Here is a 19,693-nt window from a genome sequence, read left to right on the forward strand (position 1 = left end):
TACCGTAATGGGAATCAAATAAGGAAAAAATCATGTCTACAGATCGTCAGCACACTCTAATGCCCATGGCTTGGGTATTAGGTCTGAGTTTAGTCATCGGGCTAGGCATACTGGGGTTTTTCGTCCAAAAAACAGCCATGAAATTTAAAGAATATGAACGTGTTGTGACCGTAAAAGGGTTATCAGAGCGCGAAGTCGCGGCTGATACGGTCATCTGGCCTATTCAATTTACTTTAGCCGATAATGATTTACCGACACTCTTTACAACACTAGAGCAACAAAGCCAACGAGTGGTCGATTTTCTCGCTAAACAAGGGATTGAAAAAAGCGCAATTTCTTTCTCATCTCCCGCTGTTATTGATAAAAAAGCTCAACAATATGGTGGCGATACACAAGTAGAATTTCGTTATCTTGCCACACAAACCTTAACCGTCTATAGCAGTCAAGTTGAGCTTGTTCGGCAAGCAATTAGCCAACTTGGTCAATTAGGCAAACAAGGTATTGTGTTTAATCAAGACGGTTATAGTAACCGAGTCGAATACTTCTTCTCACGGTTAAATGATATCAAACCCGACATGATTGAAGAAGCCACCAAACAAGCTCGTGAAGTCGCTCTTAAGTTCGCTAAAGATTCACAAAGCCAACTGGGTAAAATTAAACAAGCATCACAAGGACAATTTTCCATTGTCGATAGAGATAACAACACACCTTACATCAAAAAAATTCGGGTAGTCTCGACTGTAGAATACTACCTGTCAGATTGATGAGGCTTTGGTCGATGAGAAGTACCAAGGTTTTGTGTAATACCAAATACTCCGCCCACCACACGATTACGACCTTGGTGCTTCGCTTGATAGAGCGCTTTATCTGCTTGAGCGTACATACGTTCAAATTGAATCTCGCTAGCAGGAAAGTTGGCAACACAATACCCGACTGAAATCGTTAACCATTGTGTATCAGGGCTTGCACAGTGTGGAATATTTTCCTGCTCAACGGCCGCGCGAATGCTTTCTGCCAATGCCTGAACCTTGTCAGCACTGTGCCCCACCAGAAGCAGTACAAATTCTTCCCCTCCGATTCGGCAAAACTGCTCTCCTTCTAACTGAGTATGTTGGCTTAAAATCTTGCCGATACGCATCAGCACGATATCGCCTTCTAAATGGCCGTAGTGGTTGTTAAATAAACCAAAGTGGTCAATATCCAGTAAAATAACGCCATAATCGATCGGTTGGGGGTCATACTGCTCACAAATCTGCTCCAGCAAATGCGTCAACATTCGCCGATTACCCAACCGTGTTAAAGGGTCCATTTTCGCTAATCGTTCCAATTTCTCATTCGCTTTTTGTAACTCTCGAGTGCGGTTGTAGATTTCTCGCTCAAGGTTCGCATTTAACTCGTTAATGGCCTGCTGCGCTTTCGCACGCATTAAAACTTCCGTCAGATTCGAGGCAAACATACGAATGACCTCTCTTAGCTGAGGCGTGAGAGAACAGCGCCGAATCAAATTATCGACAGAAATAAACGCAAGCGGCACATCGTTATCCGTTAACATCGTCATTGCCGTCCAGCCAAAACCCACAATATGACTGTCGTGATAAATAGGGGCCGATTCTTTAAACACCACTTCATTTGGGGATGCTTTGGCGAGTAATACAATGTCATTATCCACTGTCGATGTACGAAAATACCCTTCATCAACAATATTACCCTGAATATCCGTTCCCCACGTTCCTTGTAGTGTCCGGCATGTTTCATCGGTTAAGAACACCGCCATCCGGTCAATCCCCATCCGCTTAATAGCAAAAGCCACCGCGGTTTTACATACATCACTGACCGTTAAACAACGTGATAATTCAACCATACTGGCATGTAACATACGCATGTTTTGCTCTTGCCGCTTACGCAGGTAAATTTGGGCCAGTAAAGAGGCAAAGGATTCGAGCATCTGTTTTTGATAGTCACCGATGGGTTGACGATGCAGAAAATTATCCATGGCTAACCAGCCGAATACCTCTTCCCCATCTCGAAGCAATAACATCCCATTCCAACCCTGCCCAACCACTTCGCCATCCGTGTAGAGAGGCGCATCTTCGATAATAACGAGTGTCGAATGCTCATCGGCAATCGCTTCAAGATATTGTGCTTCTAGTTGGTGTAAATCATATTGGCGATGATGTTCACTAATGGTCAGCCCTTGTTCATTCGTGCCATAAGTGCCATTAAAGCAACGTTTTTTCATATCCAATAAGAAAAAAGCCACTCGGTCAAACCCCAGTTTATCTCTTACGGCCTCAACCGAGGCTCGATGCAGGGAATCTAAGTCTTCTGGATTCGATAACGTAATCGCAAGCTGATGAACCCGCTTCATATTGTCGATAAACTCTTCCCGTGAAGTGATTTCATCTCGATACTTGGCTTCTCGCCGATCACGAAGTTTAAACTCGGTTGCAGCATCCGTTTCAGCCCGAATACACTGCCAACGCGCAGCCAGTAAGTGCAAGCTTTCTAGCTCTCCTGCCGCCATCATCTGAGCCACATGCGACTCCTCAACCCCTTCCAAGACAAGGTACAATCGCCGCCCATTGTGATTATCTAACGTCAATAAATAGGCTTCTTCCGCGATGACCTCTTGGTAATTCCATTGACAGGTATTGGTGGCAAAGGGAATCAGTGAATCTGATGAGTCAAATTGTGCAGCCCAAGTCCAAAAAGCATCAGGATACTGCGTTAACTCAAAAGGCTGACCAGATTTAAATAAACATTCCGGCTGAGAAGCCGTACTGGGGGCATAAAAAACCACCATGGCCTGAGGCAAGAGCAGTTGTTGTAAAAAGGGAAACATGACATCGGTCAGCATGCGGTAGTTTCGACAAGCCGAAAGCGGTTTAGAGAGCGTTCGAGAAAGCATAACAAGCGCCTAAATCCAATTATCTTAAATTAAAACTAGAGAATTCATCTCAGCGACTCAATCGCTTCTCAAGCTCTCTGTTAACTGCGCCGCAAATCATACAAAAGGGTTTATTTATCTTAGAGCAAAGCAACATTTTTGAGAGGTTGTTTCCATTTTATCTCCGCTTCCTGCTTGATAAATTGACAAAAGTATCAATAGCGAGGCAAGCGATCATTTTCTCATGTAAGCCATACAAACATTAAACACGTTGAAATGGATAAATCGAACCTAATTTCATGAGCTGAGTTAATTCATCCAACGCCGTACGGTTTTCATTGAGTAATGAAGGATCCGCCAGATCAGCCTCCCCTAATCTATCTCGATAATGTTTCTTGACCCAATGAATGAGTAAACAATAAAGATGATCATTCAATAAAGCGTTAGGATTGGTTGCCTTAAGCTCTGATTGATTCAGAACGACCCGAAGCCGCAAACAAGCAGGGCCTCCGCCATTCGCCATACTTTCTCGTAAGTCAAAAACTTTCACCTCATTAATCGGCCCGCCACTGTCGACTAAGTGATTCAAATAAGCCCAAACTCTTACATTTTTCCGACACTCTTTTGGGACAATCATGAGCATTTTTCCATCTACTTTACTCAGGAGCTGGCTGTTGAACAGATAGGTGGAGACCGCGTCTTCAACAGACACGGCATTGTTGGGCACCGTAATGGGGCGAAATTCACATTCAAACAAGCTTAATTGACGACGAATGTGCTCAAAGGCGCTCAATGGGTCAAGAAAAGCGTGCTGATGGTGGAAAAGCACAGGGCCATTGCTTACGGCAATCACATCGTTATGAAAAACCCCTTGATCAATCACGTGAGGGTTTTGCTGAACAAAGACACAGTGTTCATCAGACAACTGATGTAAACGAGCAATCGCCTCACTTGCTTCACGAGTTTGACGAGCAGGGAAACGCTTCGGTTCTAGACTTCTTCCCCATGCTTGTCGTCCGTAAACAAATACCTCAACACCCGCTTTTCCATGATCCGCACACAAACGATTATGATTGGCCGCCCCTTCATCACCAAACTGCGCCAGCGAAGGTAAAGCAGCATGGTGAACAAAATAATCCGATGAAGGAAAGGTTGCTTGCAATGCTCGTCCTGTCGTTTCCGCCTCTATTGAACGATGATATTTATTATTCAGGTTCGCCACCGTAAAATGAACTTTATTGTCTCGTGTATCCGCAGAGGGAGAAACGGTTGCCGCATTCGCAACCCACATGGAAGAGGCAGAAGTGACATTCGCTAAAAGGTATGGAGCTTTTTTTGCAACTTGGGACAGAATATGTTCATCACTGCCAGAAAACCCCAGTAAACACAAGCTGTTGATACATGGTCTTTCTTGTGGAGGAAGTAGCCCTTGCTTAAACCCCATATCAGCAAGGGCCTTCATTTTATGCAGCCCTTGCAAAGCCGCAAGCTGAGGGTTAGCTAATGCATGCTTATTCGAAGTAGAAGCCATGTTACCTAACGATAACCCTGCATAATTATGAGTAAGCCCAACCAGGCCATCGAAATTGACTTCATAAGTAGGCATAACCATCACTCCTTTAACTGCACTTCTATCCTTGAATTGAAATTCACATATGACATGAGACTCATAAAAACAATTAACCATAAAAACATTAAAATGATTTTCATGAATTATTCACACTACGAAGAATACGATATTGAAATCATTCCATATTTTTGAATCATTATTTTTTACAGTACGATCCCATCGGTATTAATATAAAAAATCATCAACGATAATGGTTTTTTTCATCAACTCGACGTCTCTTTATTCATCCTTAAATTATGTGAATAGTAAAGTAACCTCGTAAAAAAACACAAATTCGTTAACAAAAAATAAACATATAAATGTCATACATACCTTTAGCCTAAGGAACCGAAAAGATGAAATTACTGCAAGTTGATTTTGATTTTACAGGCCCATTTGGTGAAGAAATGGCAACGGCTCTGGCCGAACTAGCCGAATCGATTAATCATGAACAAGGGTTTATTTGGAAAATTTGGACAGAAAACCAACAAGATAATGTTGCAGGTGGTATCTACCTGTTTGAAAATCAGCACAGTGCTGAGGCTTATTTAGAAATGCACTCTGCACGGCTTTCAGCCATGGGCATCACCAATATTCGGGGTATTATTTTTGATGTAAACCTCCCTCTTAGCCAAATAAATCAAGCCCCTATCTGCAAATCAATGCCTTAACGCACCAGTTCTCACTTTATATCACCTAGACATGGCAATCTTTTCTATTGCTATGTCTTTTCATCGGCGTAGCAAAGATAACAATCATGAATAAATGTGATGAAAATCACCTTCCATACCGTTATACTCCGCGCTCGGTGTGCCTTTAAACTCACCAATACAAGCTGTCATATGGAAGTGTGAATGACCCGAGGATGGGACCGGCCCACAAACTTTGCTTGTAAAGGTGCTCTCTATGAACCGATTATTTCTGCCATCAAGGCAACCGTCTCAACCTCTCGAGGTGAGTCACTGTTCGTGGTCTGTTCTGCTCCCTTACCAGCGCTCCATCCACCTCTTTCATGAATACATCACAAAACCATTATGACGATTATTTTTAGCCTGATGGGTATGACCGTTCTGCTTGCTTTAGCCTATTTACTTTCTGAACAGCGCCATATCATTAACTGGAAAACCGTTTTACGCGCTTTATTTCTGCAGGTCGGATTTGCTGCACTGGTCCTTTATTTACCTTGGGGGCAAGCCGCTCTAGGTGCATTAAGCCAAGGGGTTGCCAGTTTACTTGGATTCGCCGATGTGGGAATTGCCTTTCTATTTGGTGACTTAGCTAACCATGATTTTATTTTTGCCATACGCGTGTTACCAATCATCATCTTTTTTAGTGCCATCATTTCCGCTCTTTATTACTTAGGTATCATGCAGAAAGTGATCGCTATCTTAGGCGGAGCAATTCAACGCTTCTTAGGGACAAGCAAAGCGGAATCTTTAGTTGCAACGGGAAATATTTTCTTATCGCAAGGAGAATCCCCTCTTTTGGTTCGTCCATTTTTGCCTCATCTCACTCGCTCCGAACTTTTTGCGGTCATGACCGGTGGTATGGCATCAGTTGCGGGAAGTGTCTTAGGCGGTTATGCCGGATTAGGGATTGAGCTTAAATACCTGATTGCCGCAAGTTTTATGGCGGCCCCCGGTAGTTTATTGATGGCCAAAATTATTGTCCCTGAAAGTAAAGTCCCTTGCGATCAAGAGAAGATTCATATTGAAACCAGTGAACAAAGCAACGTCATTGATGCACTGGCAAGCGGAGCCATGAATGGAATGAAAGTGGCCGTCGCGGTCGGTACGATGCTGATTGCTTTTGTCAGTGTGATAGCGATGCTGAATACCGGATTAGAAAACTTTGCCCACCTTTTTGGGCTACAAGAGATCACCTTACAGCTATTGCTGGGCTACCTATTTGCACCTTTAGCTTGGATATTGGGTATTCCAACCCATGAAATGGTACAAGCCGGAGCATACATCGGTCAGAAAGTAGTCATGAATGAATTTGTCGCTTTTATCGACTTTATTCAGCATAAAGATGCATTATCGGACTACAGCCAAGTGGTGATTACTTTTGCGCTTTGCGGATTTGCTAATATCGGCTCTATCGCAATTCAACTCGGTTCGATTGGCGTCATGGCCCCAGAGCGCCGTGCTGAAGTAGCAAATTTAGGAATCAAAGCAGTCATTGCTGGTACCTTAGCCAACTTGATGAGCGCTTGTCTAGCCGGGCTTTTTATCTCTTTATAATTCTCTCGATAAAGAAAAAACCGCACTCGTGTTTTATCACACGAATGCGGTTTTTCTACATGGATTCAACCTGAAAAGTTAGCTCGTTGGCTGCGCTTTTCTATGACTTGACGTTCTGCTTGGCGTTCTTGCACCAGAAGGCTTTTGATGAGGATTCCCTCGCCCAGCCACTCGCTTTGTCGAGCCAGTTCGTTTCGCCTGCCCTTGCGGATTGTTTTCAGATTTCGTTCCCACAACAGCTTTAGATTTTTTCGGTTTTTTCGGCTTAATGGGACGTGTATCTAACTTAGATTCAGGCAAAGCATTCATCGGTTCAAAACCGGCTAGAGTAATACGCGGCAGTAACGTTTGAATTAAACGCTCAATCGCAAACAACTCTGGCACTTCAACCGCACAAACCAGTGAAATCGCCTTCCCGACTTCACCCGCTCGACCCGTTCGCCCAATACGATGCACATAATCCTCTGCCACTTTAGGCAGTTCAAAGTTCACCACTTGTGGCAACTGAGGAATATCTATTCCACGAGCAGCGATATCCGTCGCAACTAATACTCGCACTTCGCCAGATTTAAAGTTGGCCAACGCTTTGGTGCGCGCTCCTTGGCTTTTATTTCCATGAATCGCTGCAGCCGTGATCCCTTGTTCAGTCAGGTAAGTCGCAAGGCGATTTGCGCCATGTTTTGTGCGCATAAACACCAGAACCTGCTGCCAATTACCGTCGTTAACTAATTTAACCAACATCGGTGCTTTCTTTTTCACATCCGCAGGATAAATGCATTGTTCAACGGTTCTCGCCGTAGAGTTGGCTGGGCTAACTGAAATTTCTACCGGCTGGTTAACCAACCCTTTTGCTAACTCACGAATGTCATCAGAAAAGGTGGCTGAAAATAATAAGTTCTGCCGTTTTTCTGGCAATAATTGCAATATTTTTCGAATATCACGAATAAAACCCATATCCAACATACGGTCAGCTTCATCCAGAACCAGCACTTCTAACTGATCAAATTTCACTGCATTTTGATTATACAGATCCATCAAACGTCCCGGCGTTGCTACCAGTACATCAGCCCCTTTGCGTAAACGCAACATTTGCGGATTAATCTTCACACCACCAAATACGACAGCGCTGGTCAGGGGTAAATGACGCCCATAAATAAAGACATTTTCTTGGATTTGCGCTGCCAATTCACGGGTGGGTGTTAAAATTAATGCACGAACTTGATTGCCACGAACCCGTGGCCCTTTTGATAAACGCTCAAGAATCGGTAATGTAAAGCCTGCCGTTTTACCTGTCCCGGTCTGAGCTGCCGCCATAACATCATTACCTTCTAATACCGCAGGAATAGCCTGCAGCTGGATAGGAGAAGGTGTATCGTATCCTTTCTCTTGAATTGCTTTAAGGATTGGCGCAGAAAGACCAAGCGAGGTAAAACCCATATATGATTCTCAATAGTAATAGATAAACGACGTAGCATGACTACGCAAAGTGGGCCATTTTGAGGCCTTTGTGATCAGGGAGCAACCGTTAATTGTCAATCGACCCAAACTACTGGGTGTCGCAAAGAAGAGGCGGTGACTGAATCACGTAAAAAGAGTAGAACTAGTCAACAGAGAAATGTCCAATTAAATGGTTATTTTCATTTTTGATTTCTCCTTTGCGTGTCTGCTCACAATAAGTAAAACGCACAGAGGTATCGACATGAGCCTTAACTAAAACATGCCGAGTCAATATATCGCTATTTAATTGATGGATATCCGAACTCCAACAATGTTGATTCACAAAGAAATTAACAATCATTGATGAGCTTCAATTTTTTTACTTTTATTCATTGTGTTTTGGTGTGATCGTTGTTGAAACCAAAACCGTTTACGACCAATAGAACGAGACATAAGCATCCTTAGCTTTTTAAGCATTTCAGAACAATAAAATAAACATTGTCCTAAAACAGTTAATAACAATAAATCTATTTATAATAATGCAACGAAGAAAATAAGGAACGTAACGACAAAAACACAGTGGTAGATGTAAGAAATGTTTAATATTTTTATGGTGTGAGTATAAATAAAATTATATAAGTGAATATGGATGTAAATAAAATTTCTTTATTTACATCCTAAAATACGACTATAGAGCAACAACGTTCGCAGCTTGAAGGCCTTTCTGGCCTTGCTCTACATCAAAAGAAACTTTTTGACCTTCGGTCAATGTTTTAAAACCTTCAGAAGCAATAGCACGGAAATGAACGAATACGTCAGCATTGCCATTATCTTGAGTTAAAAAGCCAAAGCCTTTCTCTTCGTTAAACCATTTTACTAAACCCGTAGCTTTATTAGACATAGATGTCCCTTAATTTAAAATTCATAAGATACCGCAAAAATGCGATGCACTGAGCGCTTGAATTATTGAATGTGACGATGAAGCTAAGGAAACACTAAGGATTGCAACAATGACGAAGATATTCTGAGGGTTTTACTATACTTTATTTTTCATTAATAACTCTGAACAACAGAGCGAAGCCATTATCAATGAAAGAATCCACTATGTAAAGGACTATTTAAATAATTTACTTAACCTTATGGTTTTTCTTTTCCCTTATCATTTAAATCAATACTCACCATTTCACTAAGCTGTTTTTGTTCGAGAAATGCTTGTGGAGAAATACCAAACGCTTTTTTAAACGCGGCAGTAAAATTGGATGGATGTAAATAACCCGCTTCGTAAGCCGCTTCAGTAATGCTCACTAAACCGCGCTCTAACTGCTGGCGAGCCAGTTGTAACCGCCGATGACGAATGTAGTGCGCCATCGTCATATTGAGGCGAGATTTAAATTTGCGCTGTAAGTTAGACACGCTCATAGCGTGCCGTTCAGCGAGTCTTTCTAAGCCGATCTCGTCATAGAGGTGCTGATCAATATAATGCAGTAGATCGTTAATCACACATTCTGTGTGATTATCATGAACCCGAGGAGAATGCACATTCGACTCAGGACACTGCATAATCGCTTCCTGAATCAAACTCCAACAGGTTGCTTCACGGGCTATATGTTGGCTAAGAGTGTGTGAATCTGATTTATTGATCAAATCCCCAACCTTTTGCCAACTATTGGACGACAAAGATAAATGGGTAAAGGCTTTATCTTGCTGAATAAAATGGTGAAGTGGGCAATCTTGTTCGGCAAATTTTTTCAGTTTATCCGGTGACAAAATAATATTGAGTTTGCGCACTTGCATGCCTTGATGTAAGCGCCGATGAAAAATACAAGGTTGCTGTAAGTTCACCATCAATGCTTGTGGCTGCGTTTTGGCACACAGCGTAAACTTGAGATCGTCATAGGCAAAACTCAGCTTTCCTTCAACTAAAAGAATAATGACCAAAGCTGGTGACCCCGTCGTCATAACATCACAATCCGTCAATTCATGACAGCGCCCACCATGTAAAGCAAAACCACTCGGACTGGTGTACTCAATAAATCGCCCTCGCGCCATCACTGGCTGATGGGGGTATTGAGCCATAATAACTTCATCCTGCTCTGTAATCACATGATGCGACAAGGTGATGGTTTGCCGTATTGCTTGATTGGCGGTTTGCGCGTTTTCCATAACGAATGTGCGATTTTGCATAACGTATTCAACTTCTTTATCGGTTCCAGTCAATTTAACATATATACGAATCATTATCATTTGTATTTTTAAGGAATTGAATCCGTATGGATATTTGCAAGAAATCGGCATTATGGCTTGCGATCACGACAGCAATATCAAGCAATGTGCTAGCCCAGCAAGAAGCCTCCCTCGAACAAAATAATGTGGTTGTATGGGGGACGAAGGTATCAAGTAGCTCAGAATCGCTGACCACAGACGACCTATCACTCAAACAAGCCGATCATATGTCAGATTTGCTACGTGATATTCCAGGTGTCGATGTCGGTGGAACACACTCGGTGAACCAACGCATCAACATTCGCGGCTTTGGAGAAACAGCTTTGGATATTCGTCTGGATGGCGCTTCACAGCACGCCAATATGTTCCACCACATCGGCAACTTAACTTTGAACCCTGATATTTTAAAATCGGCCAATATTCAGGTGGGCAATAATTCCGTTACCCAAAACGGGCTTGGCGGCGCAGTGTATTTTGAAACGAAAGATGCCAAAGATTTGCTCGTCGGTAGTGAACAATTCGGTGCTCGTATTTTTGGAGGATATTCCTCCAACGATAGTCAACAAGGTTCATTAGCCGTATATGGTCAATTTAATGATACCGTTGATATTATGGTATACGGGCAAGGCATCTCACGTGGAGATTTTGAGGATGGAGCAGGTGACAAAACTTTTGGGGTAGAAGGTGATACTTATAACGTCCTCACGAAAATCGGTTTTGAACCTGCCGCAGGTCACCGTTTCCAATTAGCTTATGACATGTATCGAGATAAAGGCGATTACAGCCCGCGCCCTGATATGGCGGGCAGTGCAAACGAAGGGTTGAGCCAAGATCGCTTAATTCCGACCCATTATGACCGCGATACTATTACCGGTTCATATGAACTGAAGAAAGAACGACATCGCGGGAAAGTAACCCTATACAGCAGCCAAACAGAAATTGAACGTGATGAAAGTGTGATGGCTGGCGCTTGGCCAAGCAACCGTGTATCACGCAATACGGCTACAAACCGCAATCTTGGTGTCAACGCACGGTTCCAATCAGACTACGAATTCACTGAACTACGCAACCAAATCACTTATGGTGTGGACTACGTCGATCAAACCAGTAAAGCCAGCTATGGCAACGACGCCTTTATGAAAGAGTCTGCGATTTCCACAGCCGTATTTGCAGAAAATAAACTCTATGTCACCGACGATTGGTCTCTCACTGCTGGCCTGCGTTTTGACGACTTCCAACGTAAAGCTATGACGGGTCGCAAAGACTTTGATAAGGTCACTTGGTCAATGGGTACCGAGTGGGATGTCAACCATGATTGGACATTATTTGCAAATGCCCGCTCCCTATTTAAAGGGCCGGAGCTACTAGAAACCTTTGTTCGCTACCAAGATATCACTTACCTAGCCGATAATATCAAAGCAGAAACGGGCCTAAACACTCAAGGAGGTGTGCGCTTTAATAAGAACTTTGGTGATCACTTTGTTGGCGCAAACTTCACTCTATTTAAAACCAAACTTAATGATCATATCCGTACCGACAATAGTTATCTGATCAGCAATGTCGGAGATATGGAAGTCAAAGGTTTTGAGCTAAGTACCACCTACACCTACCAAGCAGCGAGTGCCAAATTTTCCTACTCACGCTCAGAAGCCAATGATGTCACCAATGGTGGCCCAATGCTCAACTCCGTTGGAACCAGTGCCGATATGGGTGACAGTCTTGCGCTCACACTGGGCTATCAAGCCGATTCAATTGATACCCTATTCGGCTGGACCTCAATCGTTGTTTTGGATGAAGATAACGTGGTCGAAGGTACAGAGAAAAAAGAAGGCTATGATGTACATAACCTCTATGCACAATGGACACCATACGCGCTACCAAATTTAGTACTGACTTTCGGTATCGACAACGTATTTGATGAGCTTTATACCTCTCACGCATCACGCCTTGGTGTCGCACGAGGCTTCACATTAGATGATAAAGAGCCAGGGCGTAGCTATAAGCTGTCTGCGGCTTATCAATTCTAATCATTTCGTCACAAAGCCCGCATGATGCGGGGATGCGGGCTTTTTACTCTGTCGATGAAACAATGTCTATCAATCAAAAAAACCGCTTTGATGCGGTCACGCACTCGACCATCACGAGTTGAATCGTGCATCTCTTCGAGTTGTTGTTTCTGTTGAGGAGTCAGTATTATTTTCATGGTGCGTAGCATGATCCTGATTTTATGAGAAATCAAGCATCTTCAATGATCACGGGTATATATACTTTATTTTCAGAGCACTACAAACTCAAACACCCCCAAGTTTGACGACTATGGAGGCGTTTTTTATTGGAACATTAACGAGATTCTAGCGGATAAGAGCGATAGCTCCACATACCATAGGTTCTTAATGCATCTCGGTAAATGCCCAGAACCTCGCCATCATCGGCTTTTTTGAGGTCAGCTAATGGTTTATCTGGATAACCAACCGTATCGAAGGTAATGCCACGCGGACCAGTTTGCCAGCTCGCAATTTCGAATAAAGTTTGACCTCGACGCACATGGCTAGCAGAGCTAATGATCGTGGCATGTTCTATATTATGCCGAGCTAAAGCGTAACTACTGAATAAAGCATTATCGACGGTGCTCGTTGCATAGTTTTCTTCGATGATACGATCAGCACTGACACCTTTAGCCAGCAGCCAGTCAGCCATCAACTTCCCTTCTGTTTTATGATTTTTAGGTACACCACCCGTTAAGATGATCACCGCTTTAGGGTCGGATTTTGCCATCGCTAAGGTGGTTTCTAAACGTTGCACAAGAATGTCATGCATTGAACCATCGGGATTAAGAGCATAACCAAGCGTCACAATCGCGTTATTGCCAGATTTAGGCTTGTCAGCCTTATCTTTTAATGGCGTGGTCAGTATTCGATCTACCGCTGCAAATATCTTCTTCAGATCCGCTTCTCGCCCTTGATTCAGTTTGGCTAATGCTTGCATATGTTCACTAGCACTGGCTTCATTTCCTTTAAATCTTTGCCATACAGCTAAGTAAGAATGCAGATCAACATCATCAGGAGCAACGGCGAGAGCTTGTTCGAACAGTTCAATCGCACGATCCACATTTTTATTGTAAATCTGTGCATTGGCAGCAGAGATCAATAAATCCGTACGGTAGGGCTCCAATTGGTAAGCTTCCAATAAGCGATCGGTCACCATTTCCATATTACTTGGCATTTTGGCAGTAAATCCCGCATGGGATATACGCGATGGAGATTTAAATGCCGTAACCGCGTCCGCTAAAAGCTGATCAACCACCTGACGCTTAGTGACAAATTGCGAGCATTCAATATTTGAATGTATAGTTGATTGAGTTTCAGCCAGCGAATAAGATGATGTCGAAAGTGCGATCAAACCACCTAAAAGAATGGTAATCATATTTTTTTTCATAAGTTATTTCCCATATAGCGCAACAAATCAGTAATTTTTCATGGTAAATTTACTTTGCGAAAAAGATGTGAAACAACTCTCAAAGCATGGTGTTAAAAATGAAATTATTAATAATTATGTGATTATAATCCAATAATTCTCTTGATAAACGCCTATCTATTTCGATATAAAAATTAAGATTCTCTACTGCTCAATCACATGGCTCAACCTCTCTCTTCACTCCAAACTCAATACTTATGGTGATTTCTTGCTGTAAGGAGGTATCCCTGATAACGGGAAAAGATGATAATCAGGAGCAAACCTCTGCGTATTGGTCGGTGTTATCTATGGATTTACAAATTGGCTTCAATGAAATTGAGACTGATGCACTAGAAAATAACAGCATGGAGGCCGTTTGGACTTACTATAATCGTCAAGATAATCATCACTATATCGTTCCAGACGGTCGCACAGACATTATTTTTACATTCCATGTGCACACGAATGGAGCGATCAGCAATATTATTCCGTTAATCTCGCCCCCCTTTACTCAGGCTCACTGTATAAAGGCTGGAGCACATCAGGGTTTTATTGGATTTCGATTAAAAGCTGGGGCTGCCAGTCCCTTCCTGAAATGTCCCCTCGCTCAAATATCGGGTAGCCTTCAATATGGTCAGCATGCCGTCGCCCAGATACCTTGGCTCAAACAGGTGGGTAGCAGTAAGAGGAATATGGCTCAGTTAATCAGCACTATTAACCCACATATTTGTACCAATCCACGACCAGCAGCAGCCTCTTCAATCATTGCAGATATACTCAGTTTAATGCACGAAGGTCAAGGTGGTTTGCCAATCAAGCATATTGCGCAGCAGATAAAACTCTCTGAGCGAACGCTTAATAGAAAGTTTATCGGTGCAATAGGGCTCCCCCCCAAGCAATATTCATCCATCATTAGGCTAAGGCGAGCCATTAAATGCTTAACGAACCCCGATTACGCGATTTCGTCTATAGCGATAGATTGTGGCTTTGCCGATCAAGCCCACATGACCAGAGAAATCAAACTCTACATGGGGCAGACCCCTACTCGACTAAAAACTAGATTAGAGACTGAAATACTCCTCTAGCCATAAACGTCACCAATGTTATCCCCGTTAAGTACCCGAAAAATTGGCAACCTTGTCCGATTTATTCAATACCGCTTCCCTGCATTCTTCTAGCATACACAAAAACCACCAATACAAGGGTTAGCGAGATGTTTAAAGAATTAGAGCAAATACATAAGAAACCAGAGATCTATTCGGTTTATACCACTGACACCTTATGGACAGAGCCCCACCTTGCCAAACAGATGCTACAAGCCCATCTCAGTCAGGCAACACCAATGGCATCACGTCCTGCAATAGCAATAGAAAGAGTGGTTGCATGGCTAGATATCAAGTTGGATCTACGAGGGAAATCAATCTGTGACCTCGGATGTGGTCCGGGATTATATGCGGAAAAATTTGCTCAGAGAGGCGCTAAGGTTCATGGTTTGGATTTCTCTACCAGCTCGATTCAATACGCCAAAAGCTCTGCGGCTAAACATCAATTGGCTATCACCTATCAAGTAGCCAACTATCTTGAGACTTCGTTACCAGCAGAGCAAGAGTTAGTCACATTGATCTATTGTGACTTATGTACCCTCTCACCAAGCCAGCGGCAAAAGCTTTATAACCAAGTACAACAGTGCTTAAAGCCCAATGGGCTATTTGTGTTCGACGTTTTTTCCATTGATGCCTTTCATCTCTTTACTGAACATCATTCTTTTGCTCCAAACTATATGCAACCATTCTGGTCGGATAGCCCATACTATGCATTTCATAATGCCTTTCGTTATGAAGCTGAGCATGTCTCGCTTGATCATTACACGATTATAGAAGCGATCCGTACTTGGCATATCTACAATTGGATACAGTATTTTACTCCGGAGAGCCTGACAGCCGAGCTGACTGCTCATGGCTTTGAGGTTATTGAAATCGTTAATGGGTTTGATACTGAAGCATCGAGTGGGGACTCATTTGGGGTTATCGCAAGGGTAAACTCATAGTCGTCAGATTATCTTCCAGCAGAGTGCAGAATTGCGCACTCTCTCATCTCACTATAAGTAATGTTCAGGGCTTGGTTTACTGTGGCGTAATCACATTCGCTTGAGTGGTTTCACCACACTATCCAGACCCTCGATTTTTAAGGCTAAGCATAATTTCAGCAAGTCCCCTAACTCTCCTGACGGCCAGCCTTTTTTATCGAACCACAGTAAATACTCTTCCGGCAGATCAATCAGTGCTCGCCCCGCATACTTCCCAAATGGCATTGGCATACGAGCCAGTTTAATCAAGTTTTCTTTCTCTAACATGGTCAGTTCTACGTGGTGCGTGCAATAAGAAGCACTAGCATACAAAAAGTCTCCCAAACACAGCAAGTGTTATGGGAGACGTCAGATCAACCACCCGCCATCTTTAGCGGCAACACAGATTATTCACCACGCAGAATCATCTGTTCACGCTCAGGACCAACGGAAATCATGGAGACAGGAACGCCAAGCAGTTCTTCAATGCGTTGTACGTATTTTTGCGCAGCCATAGGTAAACTCTCAAATGTACGGCAACCGGTAATGTCTTCTTGCCAACTTTCCATCTGCTCATAAATGGGCGCTAACTCTGCGGTTTGTGGCCAAATTGGGTTTTCACTGTGATCACCTTTATAACCGACACAAATTTTCAGATCGGCTAACCCAGTTAAACAGTCAATTTTGGTCAATGCCACTTCGGTCGCTGCTTGCAACTCCACGCCGTTACGAGTAGCCACGGCATCGAAATAACCCATATCACGCGGGCGACCGGTTGTTGCGCCAAATTCATTGGCCTTTTCACGAAAGGCGTCTTGCTCTTCCATTGCGGTGATCAAGGTGCCGGTACCCACAGATGAGCTGAATGCTTTGGCGACCGCAACCACACGTTCAGGACGCAATGCAGGTAAACCACCGCCAAGCCCCGCATAAGCGGAAGTCACATTAGAAGAGGTGGTCCAAGGATATTCTCCATAGACTAAATCGCGTCCTGCCCCTAATTGTGCTTCAAACAGTAAATGCCCATCTTGTGCTTGAATCGCTTTAAGAGGAACGGTGACGTTGCAAACGGCATCTAACCAAGGTTTTGCTACTTCCAGTAGCCACTGGGTCATCTCTGCGGCACTTTGGCTAAATTCAAAACTGGGATAGAGGGCTTTAAGCTGGGGTAATTTCCAGTCTAACCAAAATTGAATACGCTCTTGTAAAACGTCCGGTTGTTTTAGCCAACCGACTAAAATACCTTTCTTCATCACTCGGTCACCGTAAGCCGGTGCAATACCTTGGCGAGTTGAGCCATAAGCGCGATCGGCTAATCGAGCTTCTTCCAATGAATCTTCTAATGCATGTAGAGGCAAACACAGTGTTGCACGATCAGAAATAGCCAAACGCAATGGCACACCAGACTGCTCAACTTCTGCCATTTCTTGAGATAAGAGTTCTGGGCTAATCACCATACCAGGACCCAGTACCGCTAAGCAATTTGGGTTAAATACGCCGCTCGGTAGTTGGTGCAATTTAAACGTGCCAAATTCATTCACTACGGTGTGACCGGCGTTATTTCCGCCTTGAAAGCGAACACTGGCTGAGGCTTGATCCGCTAAATAATCGACAATCCGACCTTTACCTTCATCACCCCAGTTCGCACCAACCACAACAATAGACGCCATAATTTACTCTCCTTAAAAGCAACAAACTCCATCCTATGCTTAACATTGAAATAAGAAAAGTTAATTATTATTATAATGCTAATAAGAAATCCATATCACCACACTGACTGTGTAAAGTGAACGGAGCCGTCATGCTTGATTTCAACTGGTTAAATACTTTCGTGACCCTTGCCAAATACCAACACTTTGGTAAAACGGCTGCAGCGCTGCATATGACCCAACCCAATGTCAGCCTGCACCTTAAACAGTTGGAGCAGGCAACCCGAGTAAAACTCATTGAACGTAGCCCATTTCGACTCACTCAAGCCGGTGAGCGCTTACTCACAAGCGCAAAAAAAACGCTGCTGGAGTTACAAGTCTGCCAAGCTGACCTCAACGCCATTAACGATCTGCATCAAGGAACACTTACTATTGCGGCCAGTGATATCATTTCTCGATTACTGTTAATTGGCCCTTTTCAGCAATTTCGTAAAAGTTACCCAGGTATTGATCTCTCTTTATTTAATACCACCTCTTCTCAAGCAGCAGAGCTGGTCAAAAGTGCCAAAGCAGATTTAGGATTTGTGATTGCACAAAAAGAAGAGTCTCCCATACACTTTACTGAACTGCGAAAAGTCGAATGGTGTGCATTGGGAAATGGCTTACAAAAATGGCAAGCCATGGCTAGCCACTCTTTTGTGTCGAGTAAAGATACCAAAGATGAAGCACTGGCCGCCGATGAGCCAACCTTGATTCTATTAGGTCATGATACCCGAACTCGTGATCTGATTGATGTCGCACTTCCACAACTGCATTTGCCTAACTATCGAATCATGGAAGTAGGCAGTGTGGATGCACAAATTGATTGGGCAGAAGCTGGATTTGGCGTGGCGATTATTCCAACGTTCTCTGTCAATCCCAAACGCCAACTAAAGACCACAATCACACCTCTCCCCGATTTTTCCACCACCAGCTTGGGCTATATCGTGCGACAAAATCAGCTGTTATCCCGAGCCATTAAGCAATTATTAATTTGGGTCGATGAAGAGATACAAAAATCTCAGTCGTTGTTATAGCTATAAAAATTGATAAAAATACGTTCTGTAAGTATCAGCACTCAATAACCTTCACACTGTCACGAACCACCAGAGTCGGTTCCAGCTGAACCACTTGCGGTTCTCGGTTCTGATTTTCAAGTTTACTGAGCAAGGTTTCGACTGCCGCTTGGCCTAGGCGATACTTAGGTTGGTGAATGGTTGTGAGAGCTGGAAGCATAAATTGGGCAATATGGATATCATCGTAACCCATTACTGATAACTGTTCTGGAATAGCGACACCAGCCTCATTCGCTGCATGTATCACCCCCATTGCCATCATATCGTTGCAGACAAAAAGAGCACTGGGGAGTGGGCCTCTTTTTTGCATTTGCGCCAATGCCTCTAATCCACCTTCACATTCAAAATTAGACTCAACAATCCAATCAGGATTAATCTCTAACCCAGCGTTGAGTACCGCTCGTTTATAGCCTTCATAACGCATTTGTGCTTGATGGCGAATCAGCGGGCCAGTAATACAACCGATGGTTTTGTGCCCACATTCAATAAGGTATTGGGTTGCCATGTATCCGCCACGCAATGAATTGTCTTGAATTTTATCACTGGCAAACAGCATTGGCCCCCAGTCCATCACCACGACAGGGATATCAGGATAACGCTCGAACACATCAATACGTTCCCCTTCTAAGGTCGAACACATTAAAATCAACCCATCAACCCGCTTTTGTAACAAAGCATTGATGGATGATTTCATGCGTTCATTGTCGCCTTCCGTATTACAAAGAATGAGGTTATACCCTTGTTGATAACAACTGCGTTCCACCCCTTTTACCACTTCACCAAAAAAGGGGTTGGTGGATGTCGTCACCAACATACCGATGGTATGGGTACGGTTCATTTTTAGACTTCGAGCCAAAGCAGAAGGGGAATAATTCAGCTCTTGAGCGACTTTGTTCACCCGTTCGGCAATCTCATCACTAACAAAACGTGTTTTATTGATCACATGACTCACGGTTGATGTAGATACCCCTGCAACGCGTGCTATGTCTTTCATGGTCGCCATGCGATCTTC

General features: G+C 43.4%; 15 protein-coding genes and 1 pseudogene. 7 read left to right on the forward strand and 9 right to left on the reverse strand.

Translation table 11 applies throughout. The features are described 5' to 3' along the window. Nucleotides 1–59: 59 nt before the first annotated feature. Entirely contained in the window at nucleotides 60–764 is a 705-nt protein-coding gene (locus tag EXA13_RS03980; RefSeq protein ID WP_238132186.1) for an SIMPL domain-containing protein, read from the forward strand. On the opposite strand, the gene EXA13_RS03985 is transcribed toward EXA13_RS03980, so the two are convergent. Further along, complete coding sequence (locus EXA13_RS03985) at nucleotides 749–2,908, reverse strand: sensor domain-containing diguanylate cyclase (protein WP_238131999.1); 2,160 nt, start codon at nucleotides 2,906–2,908, stop codon at nucleotides 749–751. The genes EXA13_RS03980 and EXA13_RS03985 overlap by 16 nt on opposite strands. 241 nt (nucleotides 2,909–3,149) lie before the next feature. Beyond that, on the reverse strand, nucleotides 3,150–4,493 hold the full coding sequence (gene astB, locus EXA13_RS03990; RefSeq protein WP_238132000.1) for an N-succinylarginine dihydrolase: 1,344 nt from the start codon (nucleotides 4,491–4,493) through the stop codon (nucleotides 3,150–3,152). Between the two features lie 359 nt (nucleotides 4,494–4,852). On the opposite strand from astB, the gene EXA13_RS03995 reads away from it, so the two are divergent. Next, nucleotides 4,853–5,167, forward strand: coding sequence for a monooxygenase (locus EXA13_RS03995; protein WP_238132001.1), 315 nt, complete (start codon nucleotides 4,853–4,855; stop codon nucleotides 5,165–5,167). A 363-nt stretch (nucleotides 5,168–5,530) separates the two neighbouring features. Continuing rightward, nucleotides 5,531–6,739, forward strand: coding sequence for a NupC/NupG family nucleoside CNT transporter (locus tag EXA13_RS04000; protein ID WP_238132002.1), 1,209 nt, complete (start codon nucleotides 5,531–5,533; stop codon nucleotides 6,737–6,739). A 204-nt stretch (nucleotides 6,740–6,943) separates the two neighbouring features. Here the strand turns inward: EXA13_RS04000 and EXA13_RS04005 are convergent. From EXA13_RS04005 to EXA13_RS04020, 3 genes and pseudogenes are all read right to left on the reverse strand, one after another. Beyond that, nucleotides 6,944–8,176: pseudogene (locus tag EXA13_RS04005) on the reverse strand (DEAD/DEAH box helicase); the annotation flags it as partial. Between the two features lie 688 nt (nucleotides 8,177–8,864). Then, nucleotides 8,865–9,077, reverse strand: a complete 213-nt coding sequence (gene cspE, locus EXA13_RS04015; RefSeq protein WP_238132004.1) for a transcription antiterminator/RNA stability regulator CspE — start codon at nucleotides 9,075–9,077, stop codon at nucleotides 8,865–8,867. Between the two features lie 236 nt (nucleotides 9,078–9,313). Further along, nucleotides 9,314–10,360, reverse strand: a complete 1,047-nt coding sequence (locus tag EXA13_RS04020; protein ID WP_238132187.1) for an AraC family transcriptional regulator — start codon at nucleotides 10,358–10,360, stop codon at nucleotides 9,314–9,316. An 86-nt stretch (nucleotides 10,361–10,446) separates the two neighbouring features. Between EXA13_RS04020 and EXA13_RS04025 the strand changes: the two genes are divergently transcribed. Next, the gene (locus EXA13_RS04025) at nucleotides 10,447–12,426 is read left to right on the forward strand and encodes a TonB-dependent siderophore receptor (RefSeq protein WP_238132005.1); all 1,980 of its coding nucleotides are present in this window, start codon (nucleotides 10,447–10,449) and stop codon (nucleotides 12,424–12,426) included. A 313-nt stretch (nucleotides 12,427–12,739) separates the two neighbouring features. Here EXA13_RS04025 and EXA13_RS04030 read toward each other — a convergent pair whose 3' ends face one another. After that, complete coding sequence (locus EXA13_RS04030; protein ID WP_238132006.1) at nucleotides 12,740–13,834, reverse strand: YdcF family protein; 1,095 nt, start codon at nucleotides 13,832–13,834, stop codon at nucleotides 12,740–12,742. A 326-nt stretch (nucleotides 13,835–14,160) separates the two neighbouring features. Here EXA13_RS04030 and EXA13_RS04035 point away from each other — a divergent pair, with 326 nt between their 5' ends. Then, complete coding sequence (locus tag EXA13_RS04035) at nucleotides 14,161–14,937, forward strand: helix-turn-helix domain-containing protein (RefSeq protein ID WP_238132007.1); 777 nt, start codon at nucleotides 14,161–14,163, stop codon at nucleotides 14,935–14,937. 128 nt (nucleotides 14,938–15,065) lie between these two features. Then, complete coding sequence (locus EXA13_RS04040) at nucleotides 15,066–15,899, forward strand: class I SAM-dependent methyltransferase (RefSeq protein WP_238132008.1); 834 nt, start codon at nucleotides 15,066–15,068, stop codon at nucleotides 15,897–15,899. 90 nt (nucleotides 15,900–15,989) lie between these two features. Here EXA13_RS04040 and EXA13_RS04045 read toward each other — a convergent pair whose 3' ends face one another. Together EXA13_RS04045 and EXA13_RS04050 are read right to left on the reverse strand one after the other, a co-directional pair. Next, the gene (locus EXA13_RS04045) at nucleotides 15,990–16,205 is read right to left on the reverse strand and encodes a DUF3820 family protein (protein ID WP_238132009.1); all 216 of its coding nucleotides are present in this window, start codon (nucleotides 16,203–16,205) and stop codon (nucleotides 15,990–15,992) included. Nucleotides 16,206–16,324: 119 nt separating this feature from the next. Next, entirely contained in the window at nucleotides 16,325–17,587 is a 1,263-nt protein-coding gene (locus EXA13_RS04050) for an adenylosuccinate synthase (RefSeq protein ID WP_238132010.1), read from the reverse strand. Nucleotides 17,588–17,718: 131 nt separating this feature from the next. Here EXA13_RS04050 and EXA13_RS04055 point away from each other — a divergent pair, with 131 nt between their 5' ends. Further along, the gene (locus EXA13_RS04055; RefSeq protein WP_238132011.1) at nucleotides 17,719–18,642 is read left to right on the forward strand and encodes a LysR family transcriptional regulator; all 924 of its coding nucleotides are present in this window, start codon (nucleotides 17,719–17,721) and stop codon (nucleotides 18,640–18,642) included. A gap of 34 nt (nucleotides 18,643–18,676) precedes the next feature. Here the strand turns inward: EXA13_RS04055 and EXA13_RS04060 are convergent, their stop codons facing one another. Beyond that, nucleotides 18,677–19,684, reverse strand: coding sequence for a substrate-binding domain-containing protein (locus EXA13_RS04060; RefSeq protein ID WP_238132012.1), 1,008 nt, complete (start codon nucleotides 19,682–19,684; stop codon nucleotides 18,677–18,679). Between the last annotated feature and the right edge of the window lie 9 nt (nucleotides 19,685–19,693).

Source organism: Vibrio cincinnatiensis (assembly GCF_022113815.1).
In the GTDB taxonomy this organism is placed as follows: Bacteria; Pseudomonadota; Gammaproteobacteria; order Enterobacterales; family Vibrionaceae; genus Vibrio; species Vibrio cincinnatiensis_A.